Raw genomic sequence first — 24,998 nt, 5'->3', positions numbered from 1 at the left:
GTCTCGCTTGCCGGGTGCGGTGGGCGCACGGCCGTGGGGCCCGTTCCCCGGAACGGGCCCCACGTGGTCGGCCTGGTGGCCGCGCCGGCTCCCCTGGACTGGACTCAACCCTGGCAGCCTTCAGGTCTTCGGGCGTTCAGCCTTTGAAGACGTCCTTCATCTTCTCCTTGGCCTGCCGTGTGTCGCCCTTGGCCTTCTCGGCCCGGCCCTCGGCGGTCATCCGCTCGTTGCCCACGGCGCGCCCGGCCGCTTCCTTGGCCTTTCCCTTGGCCTGTTCCATCTTGGCCTTGGCCTTCTGCTCGCCACTCACGATGTCTCACTTCCCATCACGATCGGCTTCGAGTGTCGAGGCACCGAGTGACCCGTGGGACGGGCTTCAAACGTGGAGACCGAGAAGCATCACCCTGGTGATTCGGTGACCCTCCGTGGTCGCGTGCGGTTCCGGCATGCCGGAACCGGTGGGCTGGGCGAGCCTGGAGACATGGGCCGATGACCCTTCGATCCCCCCGGAGGGTCGCGCCCGTCCTGGGCAGCCAGAGCGAGGACGACGCCATGGGTGATGAGGTCTACCAGCCGGGAGGTCCCGACATCCGCGAGGACGAAGGCATCCTCGATCCGGAGGACACCCTCGAGTACCGGGGCTCGGACCCCTTCGACGACGGCTGGTCGCCGCCCGAGCGCCCCCTGGCGGTGGACCACCGGGGCACCACGGCGCGTGAGCAGCGCGAGGGAGAGAGCCTGGCCGAGAAGCTGGCCGAGGAGCGGGCGGATCCGGCGATGGAGGAGCGCGACGAGGACGACGGCCTCGACGAGCCGGAGGGCGAGGGAGGCGGCCTCGCGGACGGCGAGGTGGACGCGGAGGATCCCGCCGAGCGGATCCTGGCCCTCGACGTGGGCGCCCACGAGGACGCCGAGCACGACATGATCGCCGAGGACGGAGGCGGCGAGGACCCCGAGGACGGGTCGGACGCCCGCCTCGTCCCCGACGACGACATGCCCGAGCGGCTCGTGGACGAGGGCCAGCGGCGTCCTCCGGAGGACGAGGTCCGCCGGCTGCGCTCCGAGACGGACGCCTCGATCTGAGGGCCGCGCCCGAAGTCACCCGTACCCCTCCTCGTACCAGTAACTCTCCTCGTACGGGCTTGAGTTGAAGCCTGGTCAGTCCTCACCCCTGACGATGTTCCAGTCGGGGGCGGTCCGGTCCTGGCGGGCCGTTTCGCCGATCGTCGCGGGAAGGCAGGTCCGCGGGCCTGACCTCCTCGTGCGGCGCGTCATCGCCCATCCCGTCTCCGGTCGTGCGGTGCTCCTGGTACCGATGTCCCCGGTCATGACCGCTTCTCGTCCCTTCGGTGGTCCGGCCCCGGATCCCCGCGTGTCCGGGCGGCTGGGGCCCGGCACCTCCCGCCGGATCCGGGCTGTCACTGTCGGGTCCCCCGTCGTGCCGGAGAGAAACGGGCCGCGCGTCCCGCCGGTACCTCACTCCTCCTCGTCGTAGTCCTCGCCCTCTTCCTCCTCGTCGTACTCCTCGGCCGCTTCGCCGTCCTCCTCGGGGTACTCCTCGTCCTCCTGCTCCGGATTCTCCTCGTCCTCCTCCGGGAATTCCCCGTCCTCGTACTCCTCCTCGCCCTCCTCCGCGCCTTCCTCGGCGCCCTCCTCCTCGGCGGCGGCCGCTTCCTCCTCCTCCATGGCCTCCTCGTGGGTGCGGACCACCTCACCGCCGCGGATCTCGCCGCGCCAGCCCTCGGCCTCCTCGTCGGTGAGGGTGACGTACCGCTGGAAGTTCTTGAAGTCCAGCCGCAGACGGCGGCCCTGGGCGCGCCAGATGTTGCCGGTCTTCTCGAAGAAGCCGGAGGGGTAGTACTCGACGACGAGCACGATGCGGGTCAGGTCCGGGGTCAGCTCGTGGAAGCTGACACAGCCGCGTGTACTGCCCTTGGCTCCTTCCGAGGTCCACTCGATCCGCTCGTCGGGCACCTGCTCCCGGACGGTCGCCTTCCAGCCGCGGGTGGACGGGCCGACCTTCACCTTCCAGTCGCTGCCGCCCTCGCCGTCCTGGGAGGCGCTGCGCACACCCTTCGTGAAACTGCTGAACTTCTCGAACTGGGTCCAGTGGTCGTAGGCCTTGCGGACCGGGACCCCGACGTCCAGCACCTCGATGATGTTCATGGTCTTGGTGCTGCCGGACTTGGCCTTGCCACGCCCGCCCTTGCCGCCTCCGAAGGCGTCCTTCACCTTGCCGAAGAGGCTGTCCTTGGCGCTCTTGGCCTTCTCCCCCACGATCGCCTTCAGCGGGGAGTCCCCCTGGAGGATGCGCGAGCCGGCCTTCAGCAGGGGCCCGCCGTTGTCGGCGACGTCGAAGAGGTGGTCGGTGGCGTCCGCGACCTTGTCCCCGGCCTTGTCCACCAGTTGCCCCAGCTGGGCACCGAGGAAGTCCGTGACCTCGTCGCGCAGTGCGTCGAGGCCCGAGGTCTCCGTCTGCTCCGTCTTGCCCTTGTCGCGTTCCTTGGTGGCCATGGCACTACCTCCGGCGTCCGGACGCGGTCTTGGCGGTCCTGGACGACGACCTCTTCGTCGCGGTCTTCTTCGCGGGCGCCTTCTTGGCGGCGGCCTTCTTGGCCGGAGCGGTCTTCTTCGCGGCGGCCTTCTTCGCGGGCGGCGCCTTGGCCGCCGTCTTCTTGGCGGGGGACTTCTTCGCCGCCGTCTTCTTGGCCGCGGTCTTCTTCGCCGGGGCCGCCTTCTTCGCCGCCGTCTTCTTCGCTACCGTCTTCTTCGCCGCGGTCTTCTTGGCCGGGGCCGTCCTCCTGGCCCGGGGCGAGGGCTTCTCCGCCGGAGGTGCGGTCTTCCTCGCGGGCTTCGCCGCCGGCTCCGTCTCCGACGTCCTGCCGCCGGTCTTCCCGGCGGGCCCCTCGCGGGAGGCGGGAGCGGATCCCCGAGTGCGGCCGCCCGCCGCGCTCCCGGCACTCCGGCGCCGCCTTCGCGGCCGCTCGGACCGTTCCCCCTCTTCCGCCTCTTCCTCTTCGCCGGGGCCTTCCTCCTCTTCCTCTTCCTCTTCCTCTTCCTCCTCCCCTGTCGGCACCTCGTCCTCGGGCTCGCCCTCCTCGCCCTCCTCGTCCTCGTCTTCCTCGTACGCGTCGTCGTCCTCGTACTCGTAGGCGTCCTCGCCCTCGTCCTCGTCCTCGTGCTTCTCGCCGATGCGCAGCCGTCGCTCGTGGAGGCTGTCGGCCAGTTCGCCGAGTCGGCGGTCGGCCGCGGCCTTGAGGGCCTCGCGGCCGGCGCCCATCAGTTCGCCCCGCACCTGTTCCTGGAGCTCCGCGACGCCCGGAACGTCCGCGAGCCGCTTGAGGCCCTCCGTGGCCAACTGCTGCGGGTCGAGCGAGAATCTGCGGCCGGCGATGTAGGTCGCGGCGGCGAACGCGAGACGGCCCTTCTTCGTACGTCCCAGCACATACCCTCCGGCGACAGCCGCGGCCAGAGCGAGCTTGGTCGTGTCGTTCATGAACCCATTCCCTTCCGACGGCGCAGGCATCGCCTCCCCCGGGCCCGCGTGATCGACGGGCGGCCTCGGGGAGGTCATCCTTACCTGACGCCCCAAGTACCCCTATATGATGAGATTGCACGCATATGTCGGAGTACGACGTTTCCGTTCCGTCGACCGGAGAGCCCATGGCCGCGGCAGAACCCGCCAAACGGCGATCGAGCACCAGCCGCGGCACCGCACGGCGTCCCGCCGGGGAGAGTTCCCGCCCGTCCCGGTCCGTGGGCCTCGCCCAGGCCATGCGTTCGGCGGCGGAACAGCTCACCGCGCTGCTCGGCCGGGCCCCGGAATCCGTGTCCGCGATCAGACCCACGGACGACGGTTGGGACGCGGATGTGGAGGTACTCGAGCTGGAGCGCGTTCCCGAGACCACCAGCGTCATGGCCACCTACCGGGTGACCCTGGACAAGGAGGGCGACCTGGTGGCCTACGAGAGGAAGCGTCGCTACACGCGTGGACAGATCGACCGGCGCTGAGACATCGCGGCCGGTGAAAGGAGGCACCCATGACTGTGGTGCCGCAGAGCGGCGGCGGTCTCGCCCAGGGCGGCGGCGGAAGCGGCAGCCTCTACGACGTCCTGGAACTCATCCTCGACCGCGGGCTGGTGATCGACGTCTTCATCCGGGTCTCGCTCGTGGGGATCGAGATCCTGAAGATCGACGTACGGATCGTCGTGGCCAGCGTCGACACCTACCTGCGCTTCGCCGAGGCGTGCAACCGTCTCGACCTGGAATCCGGCAGGAAGGCACCGGCCCAGCTCACCGACATCGTCGGCGACACCGTGGAGTCCGGAGCGCGGGGCAAGACCAAGGGTGCCCTGAGCGGCGCCACCGAGGCGATCACCGACACGATCCGGGAAGTGACCGGCAAGGGCAGCGGCGACGAGGACGAGCCGGAGGGAGAGGCGGAGACGGTGGAACGGAAGCGGCGGCCCGCCCGGCGCGCCTCCCGGCGGGAGCGAAGCGCGTCGCGCGAGGAGGAGTGAGCCATGGCCGTGTACATCTACTCGATCACGTTCAAGGACCACCCGCTGCGCCTCGACGGCCTGGAGGGAGTCGGCCCCTCCGCCGCGCCGCTGCGCACCGTGACCGCCGGAACGCTCTGCGCGGTCGTGAGTGACGCACCGGACGAACTGCGCCCCAAACGCCGGGACATCGGCAGGCACCAGGAGGTCCAGCAGCGGCTGCTCACGGACGGAACCGTGCTGCCCCTCAGGTTCGGCTACACCGCGCCCGACGAGGACGCGGTCAAGGAGGCGCTGGAGACGCGTGCCGACGACTACGCCGACCGTCTGCGCCGGGTGGAGGGCTGCTCCGAGTACAACCTGAAGGCCTCGCAGGACGAGGACACGCTCCTGCGGGAGATCCTCACGCAGTCGGAGACGGCCAGGGAGCTCAACGACGCGATCCGCGAGGGCACCGCGCCCCCCGACGCGCCCCTGCGGCTCGGCGAGCTGGTCGCGGGCGAGATACGGGCCCGCCAGGAAGCACTGGCCTCCGGGGTGATCGAGGCGCTCCGCCCCTTCGCCCGGGAGATCGACTCCTCGCCGCCCACCGGAACGGACTTCCTCAGCGTCTCGTTCCTGGTGGGCTCCGACCAGGACGAGCTCTTCCTCGCCACGGAGCTGAGCCTCGCCCACCAGATGGGCGAGACCTTCACGTTCCGGCTCAACGGCCCGCTCCCTCCCTACAGCTTCACCTGACGGGGACGTCATGGGACTGCTCACCCAAATCGTCACGCTTCCCCTGGCACCCGTGCGCGGTGTCGCCTGGGTGATGGACCGGGTCCTGGAGGCCGCCGAGAACGAGTACTACGACCCCGCGCCGATACGGCTCCGACTCAAGGAACTGGAAGGGCAGTTGGAGGCCGGTGAGATCGACGAGGAGACGTTCGACCGGCTGGAGGACCAACTCCTCGACCGGCTGGAGGAGATCAGGGTGCACGGCCAGGGCGGCCCGTCGTGAGCGAGCCACTCTCCAACCGGCTGGGGGACTATCCGTCCCGGGCCGCTCCCGCGTACGCGCAGGGGTCGTCCGCCAACCTCGCCGACATCCTGGAACGCGTCCTCGACAAGGGCATCGTCATCGCCGGCGACATCCGGATCAACCTCCTGGACATCGAACTGCTCACGGTCAAGATCCGGTTGCTGGTCGCCTCGGTCGACAAGGCCAGGGAGATGGGCATCGACTGGTGGGAGCACGACCCGTCGTTGTCCTCGCGGGCCGCGGACGAACCGTCGCTGGCCGAGCAGAACCGCAGGCTGCGCGCCGAGTTGAACGCGCTGCGCCGGGAACGGGACATCCCCGAGGTGGACGCGGAACCGCGGGGCGCCACCCGCCGAAGAGCTGATCGCGATGACGACGGCCACGAGTGAACACGTCACCTACGCCTACGCCGTCGCCCGCGCGCACCCGGACCTCGCACCGTCCCTGACCGCGCTCGCGGGAGTGGCCGGCGCCCCGGTCAGGCTGCTCACCGCGGGCGGGGACGAGGACGGCGGCGGGGACATCGTGCTCGTGGTGAGCCAGGTGGCGGCCGCGGACTTCCGCGAGGAAGGACTCAGACGCCATCTGGAGGACCTGGACTGGCTGGAGGCGGTCGCGCGGGCGCACCACGCGGTCGTCGAGGAGGTCGCGGCCCGCACCCCGGCCCTGCCCTTGCGCCTGGCGACCGTCTACGTCGACGACGGCAGCGCCCGCGACATGCTGCGCTCCGCCGTGCGGTTGTTCGCCGAGCGCCTGGATCTCCTCGCCGGCCAGGTCGAATGGGGGGTCAAGATCTACGTCGAGGCACCCGAGCCGACCGCCCCGACGGCACCGCGACCCGCGCCCACCGGCCCGGGATCCGCCCCGGACCCCGATTCCGCCACGGAACCGGAGGCCGCTACGGACCCGGACGCCGCACCGGCGGCGGGCCTCTCCCCGGGGCGCGCCTACCTCAGCGCGCGACGACGGCAACGCGGCGACCGGGACGCCGTCCACCGGGCGGCCCGCGAGGCGGCGGAGCGGGTCGGGGACGTGGCCCGCGCGTACGCCACCGACCGCGCGGCCCACCGGCCCCAGCAGGGCGTCCTGGCCGGTGACGCGGGCGAGAACGTGTTCAACGACGCCTTCCTGGTGCCCCGCGAGCGGAGCGATGCCTTCCGGGCCGAGGCCGCCCGCGCGGGCCACGGACTGACGGGGGTCCGCGTGGAGGTCACCGGCCCCTGGGTGCCGTACTCGTTCGCGATGCCCCAGGACGGCACGGACGACCACGCGGCACGCGGTGGCCCGCCATGACCGGCCCCGGCCGTTCCACCGCCGTGGAACCGCTGCCGGAACGTCAGGTCGCGCTCGTCGACCTGCTGGACCGGCTGCTCGCCGGAGGCGTGGTCCTGGCGGGTGACGTGGTGCTGTCCGTCGCCGACATCGATCTCGTACGGGTGTCGCTGCGCGCGCTGATCGTGTCCGTCAGCTCGGAGAACCCGTCGCCCTGGGAGCGGCCCGGTCCCCCGCGAGGCGGCCGTGCCGGCTGACGCGGGTGGCGCCCAGGGGCCCGCGGACCCCCTCGAAGAGGCGGCGGAGGCCGCGGCGCGGGCCTTCCGGCTGCTGCCGGCCGAGCCCTCGGACGGACCGCCGCCGGGTGCGCGCGGCCGTTCCGCCGCCGGGCGGATCAACACCGACCCCGACACGGTCGAACGGGACCTGCTGCGCCTGGTCCTGACGCTGGTCGAGCTGCTGCGCCAGGTGATGGAACGGCAGGCGCTGCGCCGGGTCGACCAGGGCGATCTGAGCGAGGAGGACGAGGAGCGGCTGGGCATGACGCTGATGGTCCTGCACGACCGGATGAGGGACCTGTGCGCGAGCCACGGACTCAGCCTGGAGGATCTCAACCTCGACCTGGGCCCGCTGGGTCCGCTGCTGCCCCCGCCCGACCCGCCGCCGCAGCCGCGGTGAGGCCGTACACGACTGACCGGTGTCGTCAAATGCACGTCTGGCAGCCGGACTTGGGACCGCCGAGCCCGCTTGGTGAAGTACCGACCGGTCATTCCGCATGCGTTCACACATGTGCCGTTTGCGGTACACGGGGCGCGACTCTGATGGCTCGGGCAATCGCACCCCGAACTCCTGGGAGAACTCGATGTCCAGACGCCATGTCAGGTCCGCGGCCCTGCTCACCGCCGCCGGGGTGCTGACCGGGGCGGGTGTCGCCCAGCCCGACGCCTTCGCCGCCTCCCACCGCCGGGACGACACCCGGCACGTGCTGCTCATCTCCGTGGACGGACTGCACCAGGCGGACCTGGCCCGGTACGTCTCCCTGCACCCGAAGTCGGCGCTGGCGCGGCTGGCGGGCGGCGGTGTGGAGTACACCCACGCCAGGACCACCACCCCGTCCGACTCCTTCCCCGGCATGGTGGCCCAGCTGACCGGCGGCGGCCCGGGCACCACCGGCGTCTACTACGACGACACCTACGACTCCGCGCTGCTCCCGGCCGGGACCACGGCCTGCGCGGGCGCCGCGCGCGGCGCCGAGGTGGACCTCACGGAGGACCTGGACCGCAAGCCGGCCTCCCTGGACGCCGGCCAGGGCCTGACCGGTCTGCCGGACGGCATCCTGTCGATGACCGGTGACCCGACGAGCCTGCTCGACACCTCGAAGCTGCCGGTCGACCCGCGGACCTGCCGTCCGCTCGCGCCGCACGCGTACCTCAGGGTGAACACCGTCTTCGAGGTGGCCCGCGCCGCGGGCCTGCGCACCGCATGGTCGGACAAGCATCCGGCGTACGAGATCCTCGACGGGCCCTCGGGCAGCGGTGTCCAGGACCTCTTCACCCCCGAGATCAACAGCGACGCCCTCGGCTACCCGGCCGGCGACGACTGGACGAAGGACAACCAGGCCACCGAGCAGTACGACGGCTACAAGGTGAAGGCCGTCCTCGACGAGATCGACGGCTACGACCACAGCGGCACCCACCGGGTCGGCACCCCCGCGGTCTTCGGGCTGAACCTCCAGTCCGTCTCGACCGCGCAGAAGCTGCCCTCCTCCGACGGCCTCAAGGGCGGTTACACCGCCAAGAACGTGCCCGGGCCGCTGCTGGAGAAGAACCTGGACTTCGTCGACGCCCGGGTCGGCGAACTGACCGCGGAACTCGCCCGGCGCCATCTGACCGGCAGCACCACGGTCGTCCTGTCCGCCAAGCACGGCCAGTCCCCCACCGATCCCGCCGCGCTCACCCGGATCGACGACGGCCCGCTGCTCGCCGGCCTCGACGCCGCGTGGAAGAAGCTCCACCCCTCGGCCGGGAACCTGGTCGCGCACGCCGTGGACGACGACGCGATGCTGCTCTGGCTGACCGACCGCTCCCGGGCCGCCGCCAAGTTCGCCGCGGACTACCTGCTCGGGCAGAACGGCACCGGTACCGACATCGCCGCGGCGCCCAGGTCCTTCACCCGCGGCGGGCTCGACAAGGTCTACGCCGGGAGGGCCGCGGCCCGCTACTTCCACGCGCCGGCCGGCGACACCCGGGTCCCGGACGTTCTCGGCCTCACCCAGTACGGCGTCGTCTACACCGGCGGCACCAAGAAGATCGCCGAGCACGGCGGCGCCCACGCCGACGACCTCGACGTCCCGCTGATCGTGTCCGGCGCCTCGGTTCCCGAGGGTGTCCGCGACACGGCGGCCGTGCGGACCCAGCAGATCGCGCCGACGATCCTGAGCCTGCTGGGCCTCGACCCCCGCTCCCTGGACGCCGTCCGCGAGGAGCACACGGCCGTACTGCCAATGCACTGATCCGTTCGGCGGGGCGGGCCGGATCCCCGCCCCGCCGAACGGCGTTCACCGCTGTGCCGGCCGCGGCTCCCGCACCACCACGATCTCGCCGGGGTCGATCCTCACCGAGCCCGACAGCGCCTTGCCGGTGAGGAGTTCGGTGGCTCCCGGCGGGACGGGGATCTCCGCGCCCCGGCCGGCGTGGTCGATGAGGAACACGTAGTCGGCGTCCCGGCCGCGCCGGCGGACGCTCTCCACTCCCGGCGGGACGTCACCGGCGTCGGCGATCCCCGCCTCGGCGCGCACGCGGTCCAGCAGCGCGGCGAGGGTGTCCGGGTCGGGGAGGGTCGCCAAATACCAGGCAGTACCCGGCCCTTGGGCGTTCCGGGTCACCGCCGGCACACCGGCCAGGGGTCCGTCCGCGTACGTGGCGACGGCCTCGGCGCCGTTCAGGCGCAGGCGTTCCGACCACAGGGTGGCCGTGGCGCCCGCGGGCACCCGGCCCGTCAGTCCCGCCGACTCGCCCGGCAGCAGAGGGAACGGTTCGTCGCCGCGGACGCCGAGGATCTCGCGGAACGCTCCCGGGTAACCGCCCAGTCTGATGTGGCAGTTCTCGTCGACGGCGCCGCTGTGGAAGCCGACGGCGAGGGTGCCGCCGCGCTGGACGTGGGCGCTCAGATTGGCCGCGCCCGCGTCGTCGACGAGGTACAGGCTCGGGGCGAGGACCAGGCGGTAGGCCGAGAGGTCGGCGTCTGGGCGTACGAAGTCGACGGCCACACCGGACCGCCACAGCGGTTCGTACCAGGCCCGGACCAGGTCCTGGTACCGCAGGGCGCCGCTCGGCTGCGAGGGCAGCTCCAGGGCCCAACGGGCGTCCCAGTCCCAGACGATGGCGGTCTCGGCCGTGCCGGTGCTGCCGCGCACCTCGGCCAGTGCCCCGAGGTCGGCGCCGAGGCGGACCACGTCCTGCCAGATGCGGCTGTCGGTGCCCGCGTGCGGGAGCATCGCCGAATGCCACTGCTCGGCACCCGCCTTCGCGGCCCGCCACTGGAAGTAGGCGATGCCGTCGGCGCCGTGGGCCACGTGGGCCAGCGCGTTGCGGCGCATCTCGCCGGGAGCCTTGGCGCGGTTGACGGGCTGCCAGTTCACGGCGCCGGTGGAGTGCTCCATGAGCAGCCAGGGCCCGCCGGCCAGCGACCGGGTCAGGTCGCCGCACAGCGCGACGTCGATCTCGGAGGCCGGGTCGGCGGACATCAGGTAGTGGTCGTTGGAGACGATGTCGAGTTCGGGGGCCCAGCGCCAGTAGTCGAGGGCGTCGAAGACGTCCATCACCATGAAGTTGGTGGTGGCGGGTGTCGCGGGGGCGGCCGCGCGCAGGACGTCGCGCTCCGACGTGTACAGCGACAGCAGCTCGTCGGAGCAGAAGCGGCGCCAGTCCAGCTGGTGCGTGGGGTTGGGTACGGCGCCGGTCGCGCGGGGCGGCAGGACCTCCTCCCAGTCGTGGTACCACTGGCTCCAGAACGCGGTGCCCCAGGCGTGGTTGAGGGCCGCGAGGTCGTCGGCGTAGCGGTCGCGCAGCCAGCGGCGGAAGGACGCGGCGCTGGTGTCGCAGTAGCAGGCCGCGTTGTGGCACCCGTACTCGTTGTGGACGTGCCACATCACCACGGCCGGGTGGGCCGCGTAGCGTGCGGCGAGGGCGCCCGTGACGCGCAGCGCGGCCTCGCGGTACACGGGGCTGCTCGGGCAGAAGGTCTGGCGGCTGCCGTAGGTCAGCGTCCGGCCGTCCCGGTCGACCGGGAGCGCTTCGGGGTACGCCCGGAAGAACCAGGCGGGCGGCGCGGCGGTGGGGGTGGCGAGGTCGGCGGCGATGCCGTTCTCGTGGAGGAGGTCCAGGATCCGGTCCATGCGGCTGAAGTCGTACGTGCCCTCGGCGGGCTCCATGAGGGCCCAGGAGAAGATGCCGACGCTGACCATGGTGACGCCGGCCTCGCGCATCAGGCGCATGTCCTCGGCCCAGGTCTCCTCGGGCCACTGCTCGGGGTTGTAGTCGCCGCCGTAGACGATGCCGGGGACGGACAGGGTGCGTTCGGGGGTCATGCGGCCCCTTCCGAGGACAGCAGGCGGCGGGTGGTGGTCACGCCCCACTCGTCGAGGGACAGCAGCCGGTCGCTGGAGGCCATCAGGCCGCCCGTGGCCTCGACATGGGCGGCCCAGCGTTCGCGGGTCTCGACGGCGGGGCGGGCCATCAGGCAGTCGGGATCGTTGATCCACAGGCGTCCGTGCTGCCATTGGCGGCCCGCGCCGGTGAACTCGGCCGCGTCCTGGCCCGGTTGGCTGTAGTCGCCGGCCTCGGGGCGCCGGTGCGGCGCGGTGTCGGGGCTGACCCGCATCGCGTCGAACGGGCCGATGGACGGCAGGGCGGGGGCCCCGCAGCCGAGGAGGTGGGCGTCGGGGCCGATGGCCTCGCGGATCAGGGCGATCCCGTCGCGGTAGGCGGCCGGCGCGTCGGCTCCGGAGTGCCGTACGCCGTCCAGGGCTCCCGCGTAGAGGAAGTCGGTCTTGAAGTAGTCGTATCCCTCGGCGCGCAGGGTGGTGAAGACGTCGGACAGATACGCCCGGGCGTCGGGGTGGGTGATGTCGAGGGTGTACAGGTCGTGGTTCCAGTTGTGTCCGGCGTGCACGGGCGCGCCCTGCTCGTCGTGGACCAGCCAGTCGGGGTGGTGTGCGGCGAGTTCGCTGTGCGGGGCTACGAGGAACGGGGCGGTCCAGATGCCCGCGCGGCGGCCGCGCTCGCGGATGGTGTCGGCGAGGCCCGCGCGGGAGCGGAAGCGGCCGGAGAGGGTGAGCCAGTCGCCGAGGGCGCTCTGGTAGCCGTCGTCGATCTGGACGACGTCGACGGGGAGGTCGAGGGCGTCCATCGCCTGGAGGTTCTCGTGGATGTCGTCCTCGGTGACGGCGGTGAAGTACTCGTACCAGGAGCACCAGACCGTGGGCGCGGGCCGCGGGGCGGGGAGCGCGAGGGCGTCGGCCCAGGCGGCGAGCGCGCCCTGGATTCCGTCCGGTCCGGAGTGGGAGGACTCGGTGACGGGGCCGTCGGCGCTGATCTCGGCCTGGCCGTCCCGGACGGTCAGCCGGATCGAGGGGACCGGTCCCGCCGGGTCGGGCGCGGCCCACAGCCGGACCGGGGAGCCGTCGCCGGGGTCGAGCGCGAGGAGACCCTCGCCCTGGAACGTGGCGGGCGGCACGGTCCGGCCGGGCCGGTAGCAGACGGTCGCCCAGTTGGGGTTCGTCGGGCGGTACGGGGTGTCGTCGAGGGCGTAGGAGCCGCTGGGGCTCCAGGACTGCCAGCCCTCCTCGTGGACCCGTGCGGTGCTCGGGTCCACGGGTACGGAGGCCACGGGGGTGAAGGATGGGGGCACGTCGCTCTCTTTCACGTGGAGCCGCCTGGGAGTTCCGGAGGGTGTCGTCTCAGCTCTTGTTGGCACCGAGGGTCAGTCCGCTGACGAACTGCCGCTGGAGCGCGAAGTACACGACGAGCGTGGGGATCGCGGTGAGCAGGGCGCCGGAGGCGACGAGGTTGGGGTCGGTGAAGTACTCGCCGGAGAGGTTGTTGAGCGCCGAGGTGATCGGCATGTTCTCGCCGGTCGAGATCAGGACGAGGGCCCAGAAGAAGTCGTTGTAGATCCAGATCGACAGCAGCGTCGCCAGGGCCGCCATCGCCGGCTTGCACAGCGGCAGGGTGATCTGCCAGTACAGCCGCCACACCGACGCCCCGTCCACGAGCGCGGCCTCGGTCAGCTCGTGCGGCAGCGAGCGCATGTAGTTGCTCAGCACGAACGCGCAGAACCCGGACTGGAAGGCCACGTGGATGAGCACCAGACCGAGCGCGGAGTCGTACAGCTTGCCGCTCGCCGTGATGCCCGGCAGGTCGGTGAGCAGGTACATCCGGTACAGCGGGGTGATGATGACCTGCTGCGGGAGCAGGTTGCCCGCCGTGAAGACCAGCAGCAGCGAGAGGTTGAGGCGGAAGTCGAAGCGGCTGACGTAGAAGGCGACCATCGAGGACAGGAACAGCGTCAGCAGCACGGCCGGCACCGCGATCAGCAGCGTGTTGACGAAGTAGTGCGTCATGTCCGACCGCTCGAACGCGTTCTTGAAGTTGTCGAAGTTCAGGGTGTCCGGCCAGGACACATAGCCCTTGGCGCTGGTCTCGCCGTACGGGCGCAGGGCCGAGAACATCGCCCACAGCAGCGGGGCGAGCCAGGCCAGGGCGGTGCCGGCGAGGAAGACGTGCAGCAGCACGCGGGCGGGGCGGACGGGCGCGCGCCGTGCCCGTCCGCCGGCCGCGAGGGTGGGGGCGCTCACGATCGCCGCTCCTTCCGGAAGGTGGCCACCAGGTACGGGATGATCACGACGAGCGAGATGACGAGCAGGACCACGGCGATCGCGGAGCCGTACCCGATACGGCTGGACTCGCCGATGATGTTGTTGGTCACCAGGATCGAGAGCAACTCGGTCCCCTGGGCGCCCTTGTTGAAGACGAAGACCAGGTCGAAGGCGCGCAGGGACTCGATGATGGTGACGACCAGGACGACCGTGTTGGTGGGGCGCAGCGTCGGGAAGACGACGTGTCTGAACGTCTGCCACTCGTTGGCGCCGTCCAGTGAGGAAGCCTCTCGGAGGGAGGGGTCGATTCCCTTGAGGCCGGCCAGGTACAGGATCATCATGTAGCCGGTGTGGCGCCAGGAGGCCGCGACGAGCACGGCCCACAGGTTGAGCTTGGGGTCGCCGATCCAGTCGATGTAGTGGCCCGGCTTGTTGGCGCCGACGAGGCTGTTGATCAGACCCGTGTCCGGGTTGTAGACGAGCTGCCAGACGAAGCCGATGCAGGCCATCGAGATGACGACGGGCAGGAAGAAGGCCGTCTGGTAGACGCGGCTGAAGCGGATGTTCTTGTCGAGCTGGACGGCGAGGAACAGGCCGAGCGGTGTCGGGATCAGGATGAGGACGACGAACCAGATGACGTTGTGCTGGAGGGCGGGCCAGAACTGCGGGTTGTCGGCGAAGAGTTGCCGGAAGTTCTGGAGGCCCACCCACTGGATGGAGTCGAACCCGATGCCGTCCCAGGTGGTGAAGGCGAGGGCGATGGAGGCGAGGGCGGTGACCCAGACGAGGGCCACGTGCAGGACCGTGGGCACGCCCGCCATGAGGGCGAGCGTGATCCGGTCACGGCGGGTCAGCAGGCGGCGGTGGCCCCGTACGGCCCGCTTCGGAGCGGGGGCAGCGCCCGGAGGCGGCTCACTGGCCGCCTCCGGGGACTTCGTGGTGGTGTCGGTTGTCATGGTGTCGTTCACGCGGTCGCGAAGATCTGCTTCTTCTGGCGCTCGATCGAGGACAGGAGACTGTCCACGTCCTTGGGGTTCTGGAGGAACTTCTGGAGGCCGGGCTGCATCACCGTGGAGGTGAAGTCCGGGCGGGAGTCGCGGTCCATGAACTGGGTCAGGGACTTGGCGCCCCCGATCATGTCGAACGCCTTCTTCTGGAGCGCCGAGTACGCGGAGGTGTCGGCCTTGCTGGAGGCGGCGACCACGCTCGGGTCGCCCTTGAGGTAGAGCTCCTCGGCGGCCGGACTGCCCATGTACTCAAGGAGCTTGAGGACGCCGGCGTGGTTCTTGGGAGCCTTGCTGACCATGAGGCCGTCGGTGGGCGCCTCCACGGTGTCCTGGCCGTACGCGGAGTTGATCTCCGGGAAGGCGAAGAAGTCGAGGTCGTCCAGGTCGGCCTTGTTGGTGAACTGCTGGGCCACGAAGGTGCCGAGGAGGTACATGCCGGCCTTCTTGGCCACCAGCGTCTGCGCCGCGTCCTGCCAGGTGCGGCCCATGAAGCCGTCCTGGTGGTACGGGAGGAGTTCGGCCCAGTGGTCGAAGGCGGCCTTGACCTTGGCGTCGGTCCAGGAGGCCTTGCCCGCCATCAGCTGGACGTGGAAGTCGTAGCCGTTGAGGCGGAAGTTGATCTGGTCGAAGGTGCCCATCGCGGGCCAGGCGTCCTTGTCGCCGAAGGCGATCGGGACGAGGTTGTCCTTCTTCATCTGCTTGCACAGGGCGACGAGTTCGTCCCAGGTGGTGGGGACCTTGTAGCCGTGCTGCTGGAAGACGCTCTTGCGGTAGAAGACGGCCCACGGGTACGTGGTCATCGGCACGAAGTAGTACTTGCCGTCCTCGCCCTTGCTCAGCTTCTTCATCGCGTCGGGGAAGTTGTCCCCGATCTTGGCCCACACGTCGTCGATGGGCGTGGCCAGCTTCTTGGCCGCGAAGAACTGCATGCGGTAGCCGGCGAACCAGTTGAAGACGTCGTCCGGGGTGCCCTGGAGATACGAGTTGATCTGCTCCTGGAAGGTGTTGTGGTCCTTCGTGTTGACGTCGACCGTGATGCCCGACTGCTTCTTGAAGGCCGCGTAGACGTCGGCGAAGGCCTTCTTCGGCACGGCGTCGGACGCGTTGGAGCCGACCGTGACCGTCTTGGGGTCCGACGCCGTGCCGCTGCCGCCGCAGGCGCTCAGCAGGGGTATGCCCGCGCCGAGGGCGGCCGCGCCGCCGATTCCGCGGAGCAGGGTGCGACGGCTGGGGGTCGGGGCGGACAGACCCGGGAGAGGAAGGTGCATGACGGCTCCTGAGGGCAGGGTTCGGTCGAGCTGGACGGCGGGGAGGCCGGAAATCGATCAGAAACCAACTCGACCGAACAACGTGGGCGTAATGACAGCCTCATGTCGTCACCGCGTCAAGACCTCGCACCCGCCTTGCCCGAAACGTGACCGACACGTCACTGACCACCGACATCAGGCGCTCATGATGTTTACAGGGGCCCGAATTGAGGCGCGGACGACCGAGCGCGGGCGATCGGGGCCGCCGACCCGCCCGGCGCGCGAACCGGGACACGACCGCCCGTCGGGCCGCATATGACGGTGTTGGCTTTTGCGACTCGGTCCATCAAAAGCAAACATGAGTCCGTTGATTTTGTTTACAGGCAGCACAAATCAACTTGCGGGCCATTTGACGTCAAAAGCGACAGGTCGACGGCAGGCCGAGGAGCCGGCCGTCCCCGGCCGGCGCAGGTCCGCCGTTCAGTCTCGCGCAACGTAATCGATTACGCCACCGTCCCGCGTCATCGATCCGGCAAAGCCGGGGAACGGGAACGGCCGTGCCGGGAGGGGCGATTACCGGCCTTCCGTGTGCTCGGGCAGAGCATTCGACCCGGATCGGACACCCGTGTCCGGGCGGTGTCAGACCGAGCCGCGGGCCACGAACGCGGCGGCGACCCGCACGGTCCTCCTCGACGTCCTGCCGTCGATCTGCTCCAGCAGCAGACCGGCCGCCACCCGGCCCACCTCGCGCGCCGGATAGCGGATGGTGGTCAGCCGGGGCCTGACGAGCGAGGCGAACTCGATGTCGTCGTGCCCCACCAGGGACACGTCGCCGGGGATGTCGAGCCCGAGGCGCTCGGCCGTGTCCATCGCGCCGACCGCCGTGATGTCGTTGCCGCACAGCACCGCCTCGGGCCGGAGCCGGGCGCGCATCAGCCGCTCGAAGCCCTCCGCTCCCGCCTCGCGCGTGTGCTCGCCGTGGACGATGTGCTCGCGCGCGATGCGCAGCCCCGCCTCGGCCGCGTGCGCCCGTACGCGCTCCAGGCGCGGATCGCCGCCCGCGGCGTCGGGCGGCCCGGCGATCACGCCGACGCGCCGCCGGCCCGTCGCCGCCACGTGCGCCAGCGCCTCACGGACCGCGTCGTCGGCGTCCGGAGTCACCAGGTCGACGTCACCGAAGGGGACGTCGGCGCTGACCACCGCCGGGATCCCCGCGGCGCGCAGCCCGTCGAAGGCGTCGGTGGCGAGCCGGAAGGGCGTCATCACCACGCCGGCGAACCGCTGGTGCACCGCTTCCTGGAGCAGCGCCTCCTCCTCGTCCCGCCGCGCCCCCGTACTGCTCACCAGCACGTGGTAGCCCCGGCCGCGCAGTTCGTCCTGTATCGAGCGGGCGAGCAGCGCGTAGAAGGGGTTGGCGATGTCCGGCACGACGAGAGCGACCATGGTGGACTTGCCCGTCCGCAGGCTCCGGGCGACGGGGTTGAGGCTGAAGCCGAGCCGGTCGATGGCGGATTCGACGGCTTTGCGCGTTTCGTCCGCGACCGGGCGTTTTCCGCTCAGTACGTACGAGACGGTGGCGGACGAGACTCCCGCGGCCCGCGCCACGTCGCTCATGGTCACCCGCTGCCGCATCCGCGTCCGCCCCTTCTCCGACCGCAACCCTACCGGCGCCCGCCCGGGCCCGACGCAGCGGCCGGTCGCGGTCCGGCCCGCGTCCTCGCAGGTCCGCGCCCTCCCGGGACCGGACGCCCGCCGTCACCGCTCCAGGAACCCGGGCCGGGCACCCGGCCGCGGAGGGCGGTCCCGCCGGGCCGGACCCGCGGTCGGCGGCCCGCTCGCATTCTTCGCGACGGCCGCAATACGGTCAATCGTCAACGAAAAGTCCATAGTCACCCGATGGCGGAGGTCCGTGATCCGAGGGGGCCTCGCCTCCCTGTTCGCGGCCAAAGGCGACCATACTGGGAGGGCACACCGCACCCCACCAGCAAAGTGACTCATGCCGAAGTCCTCCACAGAGCGTCCCATCGCCCCGGAAACGGTCTGGCTGGCCGCCGGGCGCCACACCGGCCCCGCCCCGCAGCACGCTCTTCGGGAGCATCTGCGGGAACTGAAGAACAGTGAAAGGATCCAGGACTTCCTGGAGAAGGAGAACGCGGCGACGCCGGACGGCCATGTCTTCGAGGCGCGCTGGTTCGTCGACGACGACGTCACCGTACGGGCGCGGCTCGCGACCGACGGGCGCCCGCAGGTGGACGGCGAGCGGCGCTGGACACTGGCGGCCGAGGCGGAGCGGCCCTGGGATCCCGGGTGGCCCTCCCCCGCCGCGCTGCTCTGGCCGGAGCGGAGCGATCTCTCCTGGGACCGTGACGCGGTGGCCGGACTGCTGCTCCAGGACATCAACCCGCTGCCGAAGGACGACGCGGCGCTGCGCCGGCTGGTCAAGGACGTCGCCCGGCACAGCTGGGACATCAACGTCTTCGTGCACGAGGCCATGACCCCCGACGCCGAGGGCCGGCTGCCGCTGGCCCGGCTGCTGCCGCCCGCGCTGCGGCACCGCGTGGTCGAACACCGGGCCTCGCCCGAGCAGTTCCACGCGGTCAACTGGGCGCTCGGCGACCTGGGGACGTCCGTGCCGCGCGGCGGGGCGGTGATCCTGTCCGGCAACCCGGCCCGGACCGGGTTCGACGAGCAGGCGTTCAGGGTGCGCAGCGTCTTCCTCGACGGCTCGGAGCCGACCGAACTCCTCGACAGGATCACGCAGTTCGCGGCACTGCCGTGGCCGCTGCCGGACGACGCGGCGGCGGCCTTCACGGCGCTGCGCGAGGACTGGCAGTTGCTGACCATGGAGGAGGAACTCGCCCGCGCACGCGCCCAGGTGGCCTCGTACTCCGAGGCGCTGGACGCCATGACCAAGTCGCGCGACCTGTACCGCGAGGCGACGGAACTCGCCCACGCGGCGCTGGCCGAGATGGCCGAGTACCGCGACGCGGCCTCCGCCGTGCGGAGTTCCGCGCCGGGCCAGGACAGGAACCCGCTGACGAAGACGCTTCAGCGCGTCACGGACTCGCTGCTGCCGCGGCGGGCGCAGCGGGTCGACGCGCAGCTCCAGGAGGCACGCGCCAGCGAGCGGCGGGCCCGCGAGGCCTCCGAGTGACCTGAGGCGCGGGAGACGGGCGGACGCCCCACTCGCTCCCGCGCGCCGCCCGCCTCACCCCGCATCCCTGGTCCGAGAGGGATCCGGGGCCCGGGTGGGGTCCGGGGCCCGCGTGCGGTCCGGGCTCCTCGGGCCGGGGCGGGGGCCGATCCTCGGGGTGCGGGGGACGGTCAGGCGCCGCGCCAGATGTTCGCGAACGCCGCGTTCTCGATGGCCCGGCGCTGGCGGACGGCCTCCAGTTCCATCACCGCGTCGTGCACGGCGACCAGAACGGTCGTCACCGACTCGTCCTCGACGGTCGAGGTGTCGTCGCCCTGCTCGGCGGGGATCCCGACGACCTCGGCGAGCGCGGCGAGGACCGGCTCGTCGGCGGCCCAGCGGTGCATGGCCCGGCTGCGGGCCGGTGAGTCCACCAGCTCCATGCGCTCGCCGCCGAACGGCAGCCTGCTGCGCCGCTGCCGGGTGAGCTGGCCGGTCTGTTCCAGGTCGTTCTGATAGGCCTTGGCCAGGTCCCGCCCCCTGCGCCAGAGCCAGTCCTCGACCCGCTCGTACGGAACCTGCCGCACGAGCGAGGAAGCCGCCTCGCCCAGCAGCCGGTCGTCCGTGGCGGGCTGCCTCGCCGGTGTCATCCGGTCCCCGTCCAGCGTGATGACCTCGCCGGCGAGGAGATCGATCACCTCGGCTCCGGCGAGGGCGAGCGACAGGTCGCCCTGCCCGACAGAACGTTCCGGCTCCTTGTCCATCGTGATGATGAACAAGTCCCTGGCCGTGGTCACGAACGGCTCCCCTCGGAGTACTTCGCCCGGCGCGACCGTCACGCATCGGATCCTGCGCGTCCACCGCGCCACCCTCCGCGGCGATCGGGTCGCCCACGGAGGAAGGGCACGTCACGAACGTGATCGTAACTCCCGCCGGACCGGTGCGTCAGCGAGCCGCGGGCTCCACCGCGAAGATGCCGGGTCCGTACACGCGTCCGGTCCGGCCGGCGCGGGTGCGCCGGCCGGACCGGAGGTGCCTCGCCCGGGGTGCCGTCAGCCCTGACGGGCCTTCAGACGCGGGTTCTTCCTGTTCACGACGAACACCACGCCCCGCCTGCGGACCACCTGGGACCCCGGCTTGGACTTCAGCGAACGCAGTGACGCACGTACCTTCATGGTCGGTCCTCCTCCTGCCGAACCCGGCGTGCTCCGGCGGTCAGTGCCGGCTCGACGCCGTGCGGCCGTAGCGGCGCTCGAAGCGCTCCACCCGGCCGGCGGTGTCCAGGACCCGCGAGGTCCCGGTGTGGAACGGGTGGCTCGCCGACGAGATCTCCACGTCGACGACGGGGAGGACGGCGCCGTCCTCCCACTCGATCGTCCTGTCCGAGTGCGCGGTGGAACGCGTCAGGAACGCGAACCCGGCGGCGCGGTCCCGGAAGACGACCGGACGGTACTCGGGGTGGATCTGGGGCCTCATGCGGTTTCCTCCTCGGTCACGAGTGCTGCTTCAGCGGATACGACGGACACGGCGGGTACGGCGAGTACGTCCGCCGGGAAGCCCCGGCGTACGGTCAGCGCTCCTCCCGGAACGCGACGTGCCTGCCCGCCAGCGGGTCGTACTTGCGCAGCACGAGCCGGTCGGGGTCGTTCCCGCGGTTCTTGCGCGTCACGTACGTGACGCCGGTTCCCGCCGTCGACCTCAGCGTGACGACGGGACGCGCGGTACTGCGTGCCATGAGGTCCTCCTCAGCCCACCACACACGAACCTTTGATTCGCGCATGCCAATCAGTTACGTGAGCTGTAACAGCGCACCCGGTGTCCGCATTCCCGGCGCCGGGAGCGAGCACGAAACGGGGTCCGTTCCCCGGGTCGGAGCCGGACCCCTTCCCCAGGACCGGCCCCGGGGGTGCCTCCGGTGACCGCGTGCGGGGCCGTGACCGGCACGGTCCCGCCGCCGCAGCCTACGGACCGCTTCGGAGCGGGCCCCACCCGTGAAGGTCGGGGATACATCACCCGTGGCGGTCAGGAGGCACCTCACCCGTGGCGGTCAGGAGGGCTTCGACGCGGTGACGGCGGTGACGGTCACCCTGTTGTCGCACTCGGCGAGCGTCCCGTCCTCCAGCGCGAGCTGGGTCGCTCCGCTGCCGGGCAGACCCACGACCAGGGTCGGATACGACACCGGGGTCGACCCGGACACGCAGTAGCCGTCGGCCTCGCCCTGGACCTGGACGAACGTGAGCTTGACCCACGCCTTCGCTGCGGGCGCGAGCACCACCCGGGACGAGGGGCCCGAGCGGGTCACGGTCAGCGGGCGGTTCTTGTCGGGCGAGCCGTTGGCCGCGCCCGCCACGGTCGGATACCCCTGGAGGGCGCACTTCGTCCCGGACATGTTGGTGAACTCGACGATCGCGGCGCCGGTTCCGGTACCGGGAGGCCGTACGGCGGCCTGGTACATGAACGCCTTCAAGGACTCCGCCGCGCAGGTCTTCGTCGCCGGTGTCGCGGTGGCCGGGACCGACGCCGGGGCCTCGGGACTGCGGTCGGCCGTGGGCGCGGCCGAGGCGCCCGCACCGCCCGACGGCCCGGTGGATGCCGGGGAGGCGGAGGGCGGCGCGGCCGACGGCTTCTTCGCCGTGGCCGACGGTGCGGCGGCGGAGCCGGAAGCAGCGCCTCCGGGTCCGCACGCGGTCAGGAAAAGGGTGGCCGCCGACATGGCCGCCATGGCCAGCGCGGCTCCGCGGACACGCGGCCCGGCGTGCGTCCCGTACTGCATGAAGTCCCCCGATTGAGATGTGCGGGTGCCGGTCGTTCACCGGCACTCGTCGCTACAGATCGCCGCACGGCCGCCCCGGTTCACGTGCGGACGGGCCTGTGACACGACGGTGACGCGGCGGCCACGGATCACGGGCGGCCTCCGGTCCGCCGACCGCCTACCGGTCGTTTCCCAAGGTCAGGGACAGGCGTTGCGCGGTGGTCGAGGTGGAGGTGAACTCTCGGCAGTCGACCACGACCCGGGTGACCCCGGTCGCGGCCCGGACGAGCTCCAGGCGGGCCGTCGGGCCCGCGCCGATGACGAGGCGGGCCTCCATCCAGGTCGTGGTCGCGCCGATGCCGGTGCGCCGGGTGCGTTTCCCTGTCAGCAGCCGTGCCGTGGCGTCCACCGCCGTGGTGCGCAGGAGGGGAACCTCGGGCAGGTCGGCCACGAGGGTGCCGTCCTCGCGCAGGGTCCAGCGGGCTGCGCTCAGCCGGCCGGCCACCTCCCGCGCCTGAGAACGGGTTCCCGAGAGGGGATCCGCGGAACGGACGGCGAGCGTGCGGAAGGTGCGGGGGCCCGCCGGCGGACCCCCGCCGGAGGACGCCGGATTTCCGGACGTGAACGTCGGAAGACCCGGCGGACGGCTCGGATCGGCCGGTGCGGCACGGCTGGGGCACGCCGTCGCCCCGGCCCCGGAACCGGCATCCGCGTCGGAACCATCCCCGGTGCCGGTCCCGGTGCCGGAACCGGTCCGCGGCCCGGTCCCGGTTCCCTCGCCCGGTGCCCCCGGGGCCCGGGCGGCCGGATCCGCCGGGGCGTCGGCGAGGACACCTCCGGCGGGGCGGGGGGCGAGGGGCAGCAGCCCGACGAGGAGCAGGAGCGCCGGGAGGAAGACGGCGGCCGCGCGGACCCGTACGGCCCGGGCCGGCGCCCCCGGGTCCCGCCCCGCGGGCCGGTCCCCGGCCGCGGGCGGCCAGAGCAGCGCGACGGCGAGGGTGGCCCACCACGCGGGCTGCCCCGCCAATGACTCATGGGCCAGCGCGAGCACCTGCCGGGCGGCCAGGTCGCCGGGCACACCGAGCAGCACGTACGCGGGAAACGCCCCCAGCATCGTCAGGACCGTCTGCGCGGCCAGCGCCAGGGGCCACAGCAGTGCCGGCAGGAGCCGGACCCGGCTGGTCTCCGCCCGGGAGACGCACCACACGCGCATCCCGGCCGGCGGATGGTAGAGCCGGGCGAGGCCCCCGCGATCGCCCTTCTCCAGGCGGCGCAGGGCGCGTACGACGGTGTCGGCGCCGGCCGTCCGCGCGGCGAAGCGGTCCGCGCCGAGCTCGGCCGACCACAGGGCCGCCACCACGAGGAGCAGCACCTTCGGTACCCCGCACAGGACCAGGACGACCTCGGCGAGCGTCAGGACCGCGGTCGCGTTGCCGGTGACGAAGAGCAGCGTGACCGGAAGGACGACGAAGCCCGCGAGGACGTACGGCCAGACGCGGACCAGTGCGGTGAGGGGGCTTCCCAGCCCGGCGACGTGGTGTTCGCCCCGGCGCAGATGGCCGAGCTCGTGCAGGAGCACCGCCCGTGCCGCCCCCTCGTCCGTCTGCCACAGATGGACGAGCGGGGCGAAGACACCGATCCGGGAGGTGCGCCATCCTCCGGGATAGACGCGGGCGGAGAGGCCGTCCCGTGTGCTCAGCCGCAGTTGGGCGCCCGGCGCGTGCTCGTGGACGAACGCGGCCATCCCGGCGGCGAAGTGCGGTGCGGCGCCCGTGTCCCGGCCGTCCGGCGACGCCCCCGGGGCCGGGGGCGCCATGAGCGGGTGGTCGGGGGCGAGGAGTCCGTGGCGGCGCTCGACGAGACGGCCGCGTGTCCTCGGTGCGAGGAGCGCGAGCACCGCCGCGAGGAGGAAGAACTGGGGCAGGAGCTGGACCAGGCTGAGCAGCGCGGTCACGAAGCGGCCGCGGCCGGTCTCGCCGAACGGGGCGAGTCCCGTGCTGACGCCCGCGGCGAGTCGGAGCAGCGCGGGAACCTGGGCGAGGAAGAGCGCCAGGGTCAGCCACAGCCAGGGCGGTGGCCCCCAGGACCGGGCGGTGCGGAGCGGTGGGGGCCGTCTCATGGGGCCGGTCTCATCCCTCGTGCGTCCCCTCGGGACCGGCCGCGGGCCGGGGGTCGGCGGTACGCCGGCGTCCGGCCCGGAGGAGCAGGCCCGATGCCGCGGAGCGCAGCCTCCGCAGCTTTCGGCACCGGGTGTCCGGGGCGCGCGGCGGCGGTTCGTCACCGGCCAGCGCGTCGAGGAAGGCCACGACCTCGGCGGGATCGTCCTCGGTGACCAGCCGGACGACGAGCCGCGCCGTCAGCTCGTCGGCGTCACCCGGGGCCAGTCCCCTGGACCGCAGCCGCCCGCTCATGCGCAGCGCGGCCCGCAGGACGTCGAGCGTGGGAGCGGCCTGAACGGGGTCGGCGCCGCCGGGCGGTACGGCGGCCGGATCGGCGCCGCCGGGCGGTAGGACAGCCGGGGCCGCTCCGGCCTGCGGTGCGCCGCCCGGCTCCGCGGCGCCCGGCGGTACATCGGCCTGGTTCGGTCCGAACTGCGGTGCCCCGCTTGGTTCCGTACCGCCCGGTGGTAATGCGACCGAGTCGGCCCCGCCGGGCGAGAGGGCGGCCCGGGCCGCTCCGGGCTGCGGTGCGCCGCTCGGTTCCGCGGCGCCCGGCGATACCGCGGCCCCCGATAAGTCCTCGCCGGCCGAACCGCGCCCGTCGCGCTGAGGGGCGGGCGGTATGGCGTCGTCGTCCGAGGGGTCGTGGTCCTCGCCCGGTCTTCGCGTCGCGGCCTCGGCGCTGCGCTGGGCGCGTATGCCCACCAGGAGTCCGGTGGCGGACAGGAGGTTGTTCAGCTCGGGGCTGCCCAGGGCGGATCTGAGGTGATCGGCGGCGTACGCCAGGGCGTCCAGCACGGCGGGAAGGACCGACACCGCTCCGCCGCCCATGCCGCCGGGAACCTGCCCGGACGAGGTGAAGAGGCTGCGGCGGGATGCGCCGCCCGCGGCGTACGCGCGGGCGGTCTGCGCCGCGAACGCGCTCTCCCCCGGAGCAACCCGCTCGGCGATCCGCACGCTCCAGGTGTCCAGCGGGTCCGGTGCCGTCATCGGACCTCCCCCGGTCCCGCCGCCCCGCTCCCCCGCCGTCC

General features: G+C 72.1%; 28 protein-coding genes. 12 read left to right on the top strand and 16 right to left on the bottom strand.

The window, feature by feature from the left end; translation table 11 throughout:
* Window positions 1-136: 136 nt before the first annotated feature.
* Window positions 137-310, bottom strand: a complete 174-nt coding sequence (locus ACFWI4_RS03265) for a CsbD family protein (RefSeq protein ID WP_385392895.1) — start codon at window positions 308-310, stop codon at window positions 137-139.
* A gap of 179 nt (window positions 311-489) precedes the next feature.
* Here ACFWI4_RS03265 and ACFWI4_RS03260 point away from each other — a divergent pair, with 179 nt between their 5' ends.
* Window positions 490-1,083, top strand: coding sequence for a hypothetical protein (locus ACFWI4_RS03260; RefSeq protein ID WP_387190342.1), 594 nt, complete (start codon window positions 490-492; stop codon window positions 1,081-1,083).
* A 393-nt stretch (window positions 1,084-1,476) separates the two neighbouring features.
* On the opposite strand, the gene ACFWI4_RS03255 is transcribed toward ACFWI4_RS03260, so the two are convergent.
* On the bottom strand, window positions 1,477-2,514 hold the full coding sequence (locus ACFWI4_RS03255; RefSeq protein WP_387190340.1) for an SRPBCC family protein: 1,038 nt from the start codon (window positions 2,512-2,514) through the stop codon (window positions 1,477-1,479).
* Between the two features lie 4 nt (window positions 2,515-2,518).
* Entirely contained in the window at window positions 2,519-3,496 is a 978-nt protein-coding gene (locus ACFWI4_RS03250) for a histone protein (RefSeq protein WP_387190337.1), read from the bottom strand.
* Window positions 3,497-3,663: 167 nt separating this feature from the next.
* On the opposite strand from ACFWI4_RS03250, the gene ACFWI4_RS03245 reads away from it, so the two are divergent.
* The 9 genes from ACFWI4_RS03245 (at window position 3,664) to ACFWI4_RS03205 (ending at window position 9,304) form a co-directional block, all read left to right on the top strand.
* On the top strand, window positions 3,664-4,011 hold the full coding sequence (locus ACFWI4_RS03245; RefSeq protein WP_387190334.1) for a gas vesicle protein: 348 nt from the start codon (window positions 3,664-3,666) through the stop codon (window positions 4,009-4,011).
* Window positions 4,012-4,040: 29 nt separating this feature from the next.
* The gene (gene gvpJ, locus ACFWI4_RS03240) at window positions 4,041-4,520 is read left to right on the top strand and encodes a gas vesicle protein GvpJ (protein WP_387190331.1); all 480 of its coding nucleotides are present in this window, start codon (window positions 4,041-4,043) and stop codon (window positions 4,518-4,520) included.
* A gap of 3 nt (window positions 4,521-4,523) precedes the next feature.
* A complete protein-coding gene (locus ACFWI4_RS03235; RefSeq protein ID WP_387190329.1) occupies window positions 4,524-5,237 on the top strand; it encodes a GvpL/GvpF family gas vesicle protein in 714 nt (237 codons plus the stop codon).
* Window positions 5,238-5,247: 10 nt separating this feature from the next.
* Window positions 5,248-5,499 carry a gas vesicle protein GvpG gene (locus tag ACFWI4_RS03230; protein ID WP_387190326.1) on the top strand — a complete coding sequence of 84 codons (252 nt, stop codon included), beginning with the start codon at window positions 5,248-5,250 and terminating at the stop codon, window positions 5,497-5,499.
* Window positions 5,496-5,909, top strand: coding sequence for a gas vesicle protein (locus ACFWI4_RS03225; RefSeq protein WP_387190323.1), 414 nt, complete (start codon window positions 5,496-5,498; stop codon window positions 5,907-5,909). The genes ACFWI4_RS03230 and ACFWI4_RS03225 overlap by 4 nt, the downstream gene beginning before the upstream one ends.
* Complete coding sequence (locus ACFWI4_RS03220; protein WP_387190321.1) at window positions 5,890-6,813, top strand: GvpL/GvpF family gas vesicle protein; 924 nt, start codon at window positions 5,890-5,892, stop codon at window positions 6,811-6,813. The genes ACFWI4_RS03225 and ACFWI4_RS03220 overlap by 20 nt, the downstream gene beginning before the upstream one ends.
* Window positions 6,810-7,049, top strand: coding sequence for a gas vesicle protein (locus ACFWI4_RS03215; RefSeq protein ID WP_385392868.1), 240 nt, complete (start codon window positions 6,810-6,812; stop codon window positions 7,047-7,049). Before ACFWI4_RS03220 ends, ACFWI4_RS03215 begins: the two co-directional genes overlap by 4 nt.
* Window positions 7,039-7,470, top strand: coding sequence for a gas vesicle protein K (locus ACFWI4_RS03210; RefSeq protein ID WP_387190319.1), 432 nt, complete (start codon window positions 7,039-7,041; stop codon window positions 7,468-7,470). Before ACFWI4_RS03215 ends, ACFWI4_RS03210 begins: the two co-directional genes overlap by 11 nt.
* 184 nt (window positions 7,471-7,654) lie before the next feature.
* Window positions 7,655-9,304, top strand: coding sequence for an alkaline phosphatase family protein (locus ACFWI4_RS03205; RefSeq protein ID WP_387190317.1), 1,650 nt, complete (start codon window positions 7,655-7,657; stop codon window positions 9,302-9,304).
* A 45-nt stretch (window positions 9,305-9,349) separates the two neighbouring features.
* Here ACFWI4_RS03205 and ACFWI4_RS03200 read toward each other — a convergent pair whose 3' ends face one another.
* From ACFWI4_RS03200 to ACFWI4_RS03175, 6 genes are all read right to left on the bottom strand, one after another.
* Complete coding sequence (locus tag ACFWI4_RS03200; RefSeq protein WP_387190314.1) at window positions 9,350-11,380, bottom strand: beta-galactosidase; 2,031 nt, start codon at window positions 11,378-11,380, stop codon at window positions 9,350-9,352.
* Window positions 11,377-12,702 carry a glycoside hydrolase family 36 protein gene (locus tag ACFWI4_RS03195; RefSeq protein ID WP_387190312.1) on the bottom strand — a complete coding sequence of 442 codons (1,326 nt, stop codon included), beginning with the start codon at window positions 12,700-12,702 and terminating at the stop codon, window positions 11,377-11,379. The genes ACFWI4_RS03200 and ACFWI4_RS03195 overlap by 4 nt, the downstream gene beginning before the upstream one ends.
* Before the next feature lie 49 nt (window positions 12,703-12,751).
* A complete protein-coding gene (locus ACFWI4_RS03190) occupies window positions 12,752-13,648 on the bottom strand; it encodes a carbohydrate ABC transporter permease (protein ID WP_385392854.1) in 897 nt (298 codons plus the stop codon).
* The gene (locus ACFWI4_RS03185) at window positions 13,645-14,625 is read right to left on the bottom strand and encodes a carbohydrate ABC transporter permease (RefSeq protein ID WP_387190310.1); all 981 of its coding nucleotides are present in this window, start codon (window positions 14,623-14,625) and stop codon (window positions 13,645-13,647) included. The genes ACFWI4_RS03190 and ACFWI4_RS03185 overlap by 4 nt, the downstream gene beginning before the upstream one ends.
* Before the next feature lie 8 nt (window positions 14,626-14,633).
* Window positions 14,634-15,944, bottom strand: coding sequence for an ABC transporter substrate-binding protein (locus ACFWI4_RS03180; RefSeq protein WP_387190307.1), 1,311 nt, complete (start codon window positions 15,942-15,944; stop codon window positions 14,634-14,636).
* A 618-nt stretch (window positions 15,945-16,562) separates the two neighbouring features.
* Complete coding sequence (locus tag ACFWI4_RS03175) at window positions 16,563-17,555, bottom strand: LacI family DNA-binding transcriptional regulator (protein WP_387190304.1); 993 nt, start codon at window positions 17,553-17,555, stop codon at window positions 16,563-16,565.
* 364 nt (window positions 17,556-17,919) lie between these two features.
* Between ACFWI4_RS03175 and ACFWI4_RS03170 the strand changes: the two genes are divergently transcribed.
* The gene (locus tag ACFWI4_RS03170; RefSeq protein ID WP_387190302.1) at window positions 17,920-19,077 is read left to right on the top strand and encodes a hypothetical protein; all 1,158 of its coding nucleotides are present in this window, start codon (window positions 17,920-17,922) and stop codon (window positions 19,075-19,077) included.
* A 170-nt stretch (window positions 19,078-19,247) separates the two neighbouring features.
* Here ACFWI4_RS03170 and ACFWI4_RS03165 read toward each other — a convergent pair whose 3' ends face one another.
* From ACFWI4_RS03165 to ACFWI4_RS03145, 5 genes are all read right to left on the bottom strand, one after another.
* On the bottom strand, window positions 19,248-19,853 hold the full coding sequence (locus ACFWI4_RS03165) for a GPP34 family phosphoprotein (protein WP_385392844.1): 606 nt from the start codon (window positions 19,851-19,853) through the stop codon (window positions 19,248-19,250).
* A gap of 255 nt (window positions 19,854-20,108) precedes the next feature.
* On the bottom strand, window positions 20,109-20,231 hold the full coding sequence (locus tag ACFWI4_RS03160; RefSeq protein ID WP_385392842.1) for a 50S ribosomal protein L36: 123 nt from the start codon (window positions 20,229-20,231) through the stop codon (window positions 20,109-20,111).
* A 40-nt stretch (window positions 20,232-20,271) separates the two neighbouring features.
* Window positions 20,272-20,532 (bottom strand): type B 50S ribosomal protein L31, encoded by a 261-nt coding sequence (locus ACFWI4_RS03155; protein ID WP_385392839.1) that lies wholly within the window; start codon window positions 20,530-20,532, stop codon window positions 20,272-20,274.
* A 94-nt stretch (window positions 20,533-20,626) separates the two neighbouring features.
* A complete protein-coding gene (gene rpmG, locus ACFWI4_RS03150; protein ID WP_385392832.1) occupies window positions 20,627-20,791 on the bottom strand; it encodes a 50S ribosomal protein L33 in 165 nt (54 codons plus the stop codon).
* 312 nt (window positions 20,792-21,103) lie between these two features.
* Window positions 21,104-21,511 carry a DUF4232 domain-containing protein gene (locus ACFWI4_RS03145; protein WP_387190299.1) on the bottom strand — a complete coding sequence of 136 codons (408 nt, stop codon included), beginning with the start codon at window positions 21,509-21,511 and terminating at the stop codon, window positions 21,104-21,106.
* On the opposite strand from ACFWI4_RS03145, the gene ACFWI4_RS03140 reads away from it, so the two are divergent.
* Window positions 21,510-21,845, top strand: a complete 336-nt coding sequence (locus ACFWI4_RS03140) for a hypothetical protein (RefSeq protein WP_387190297.1) — start codon at window positions 21,510-21,512, stop codon at window positions 21,843-21,845. The genes ACFWI4_RS03145 and ACFWI4_RS03140 overlap by 2 nt on opposite strands.
* A 141-nt stretch (window positions 21,846-21,986) precedes the next feature.
* Here the strand turns inward: ACFWI4_RS03140 and ACFWI4_RS03135 are convergent, their stop codons facing one another.
* Window positions 21,987-23,927: a M48 family metalloprotease gene (locus ACFWI4_RS03135; RefSeq protein ID WP_387190294.1), complete on the bottom strand. Its 1,941-nt coding sequence runs from the start codon at window positions 23,925-23,927 to the stop codon at window positions 21,987-21,989.
* Between the two features lie 10 nt (window positions 23,928-23,937).
* The gene (locus ACFWI4_RS03130; RefSeq protein ID WP_387190292.1) at window positions 23,938-24,957 is read right to left on the bottom strand and encodes a hypothetical protein; all 1,020 of its coding nucleotides are present in this window, start codon (window positions 24,955-24,957) and stop codon (window positions 23,938-23,940) included.
* Between the last annotated feature and the right edge of the window lie 41 nt (window positions 24,958-24,998).

This window comes from Streptomyces sp. NPDC127038, assembly GCF_042725875.1.
Taxonomy (GTDB): Bacteria; Actinomycetota; Actinomycetes; order Streptomycetales; family Streptomycetaceae; genus Streptomyces.
This window is presented reverse-complemented; position numbering and strand designations above follow the sequence as displayed.

Excerpts from the sequence above, each read along its gene's own strand:
- ACFWI4_RS03170 (WP_387190302.1), top strand. The coding sequence starts at position 17,920 with ATGCCGAAGTCCTCCACAGAGCGTCCCATCGCCCCGGAAACGGTCTGG.
- ACFWI4_RS03130 (WP_387190292.1), bottom strand. The coding sequence starts at position 24,957 with ATGACGGCACCGGACCCGCTGGACACCTGGAGCGTGCGGATCGCCGAG.
- ACFWI4_RS03200 (WP_387190314.1), bottom strand. The coding sequence starts at position 11,380 with ATGACCCCCGAACGCACCCTGTCCGTCCCCGGCATCGTCTACGGCGGC.
- ACFWI4_RS03215 (WP_385392868.1), top strand. The coding sequence starts at position 6,810 with ATGACCGGCCCCGGCCGTTCCACCGCCGTGGAACCGCTGCCGGAACGT.
- ACFWI4_RS03245 (WP_387190334.1), top strand. The coding sequence starts at position 3,664 with ATGGCCGCGGCAGAACCCGCCAAACGGCGATCGAGCACCAGCCGCGGC.
- ACFWI4_RS03135 (WP_387190294.1), bottom strand. The coding sequence starts at position 23,927 with ATGAGACGGCCCCCACCGCTCCGCACCGCCCGGTCCTGGGGGCCACCG.
- ACFWI4_RS03140 (WP_387190297.1), top strand. The coding sequence starts at position 21,510 with ATGAACGCCTTCAAGGACTCCGCCGCGCAGGTCTTCGTCGCCGGTGTC.
- ACFWI4_RS03185 (WP_387190310.1), bottom strand. The coding sequence starts at position 14,625 with ATGACAACCGACACCACCACGAAGTCCCCGGAGGCGGCCAGTGAGCCG.
- ACFWI4_RS03220 (WP_387190321.1), top strand. The coding sequence starts at position 5,890 with ATGACGACGGCCACGAGTGAACACGTCACCTACGCCTACGCCGTCGCC.
- ACFWI4_RS03160 (WP_385392842.1), bottom strand. The coding sequence starts at position 20,231 with ATGAAGGTACGTGCGTCACTGCGTTCGCTGAAGTCCAAGCCGGGGTCC.
- ACFWI4_RS03180 (WP_387190307.1), bottom strand. The coding sequence starts at position 15,944 with ATGCACCTTCCTCTCCCGGGTCTGTCCGCCCCGACCCCCAGCCGTCGC.
- ACFWI4_RS03175 (WP_387190304.1), bottom strand. The coding sequence starts at position 17,555 with ATGCGGCAGCGGGTGACCATGAGCGACGTGGCGCGGGCCGCGGGAGTC.
- ACFWI4_RS03155 (WP_385392839.1), bottom strand. The coding sequence starts at position 20,532 with ATGAGGCCCCAGATCCACCCCGAGTACCGTCCGGTCGTCTTCCGGGAC.
- ACFWI4_RS03205 (WP_387190317.1), top strand. The coding sequence starts at position 7,655 with ATGTCCAGACGCCATGTCAGGTCCGCGGCCCTGCTCACCGCCGCCGGG.
- rpmG (WP_385392832.1), bottom strand. The coding sequence starts at position 20,791 with ATGGCACGCAGTACCGCGCGTCCCGTCGTCACGCTGAGGTCGACGGCG.
- ACFWI4_RS03250 (WP_387190337.1), bottom strand. The coding sequence starts at position 3,496 with ATGAACGACACGACCAAGCTCGCTCTGGCCGCGGCTGTCGCCGGAGGG.
- ACFWI4_RS03255 (WP_387190340.1), bottom strand. The coding sequence starts at position 2,514 with ATGGCCACCAAGGAACGCGACAAGGGCAAGACGGAGCAGACGGAGACC.
- ACFWI4_RS03260 (WP_387190342.1), top strand. The coding sequence starts at position 490 with ATGACCCTTCGATCCCCCCGGAGGGTCGCGCCCGTCCTGGGCAGCCAG.
- gvpJ (WP_387190331.1), top strand. The coding sequence starts at position 4,041 with ATGACTGTGGTGCCGCAGAGCGGCGGCGGTCTCGCCCAGGGCGGCGGC.
- ACFWI4_RS03145 (WP_387190299.1), bottom strand. The coding sequence starts at position 21,511 with ATGTACCAGGCCGCCGTACGGCCTCCCGGTACCGGAACCGGCGCCGCG.
- ACFWI4_RS03230 (WP_387190326.1), top strand. The coding sequence starts at position 5,248 with ATGGGACTGCTCACCCAAATCGTCACGCTTCCCCTGGCACCCGTGCGC.
- ACFWI4_RS03235 (WP_387190329.1), top strand. The coding sequence starts at position 4,524 with ATGGCCGTGTACATCTACTCGATCACGTTCAAGGACCACCCGCTGCGC.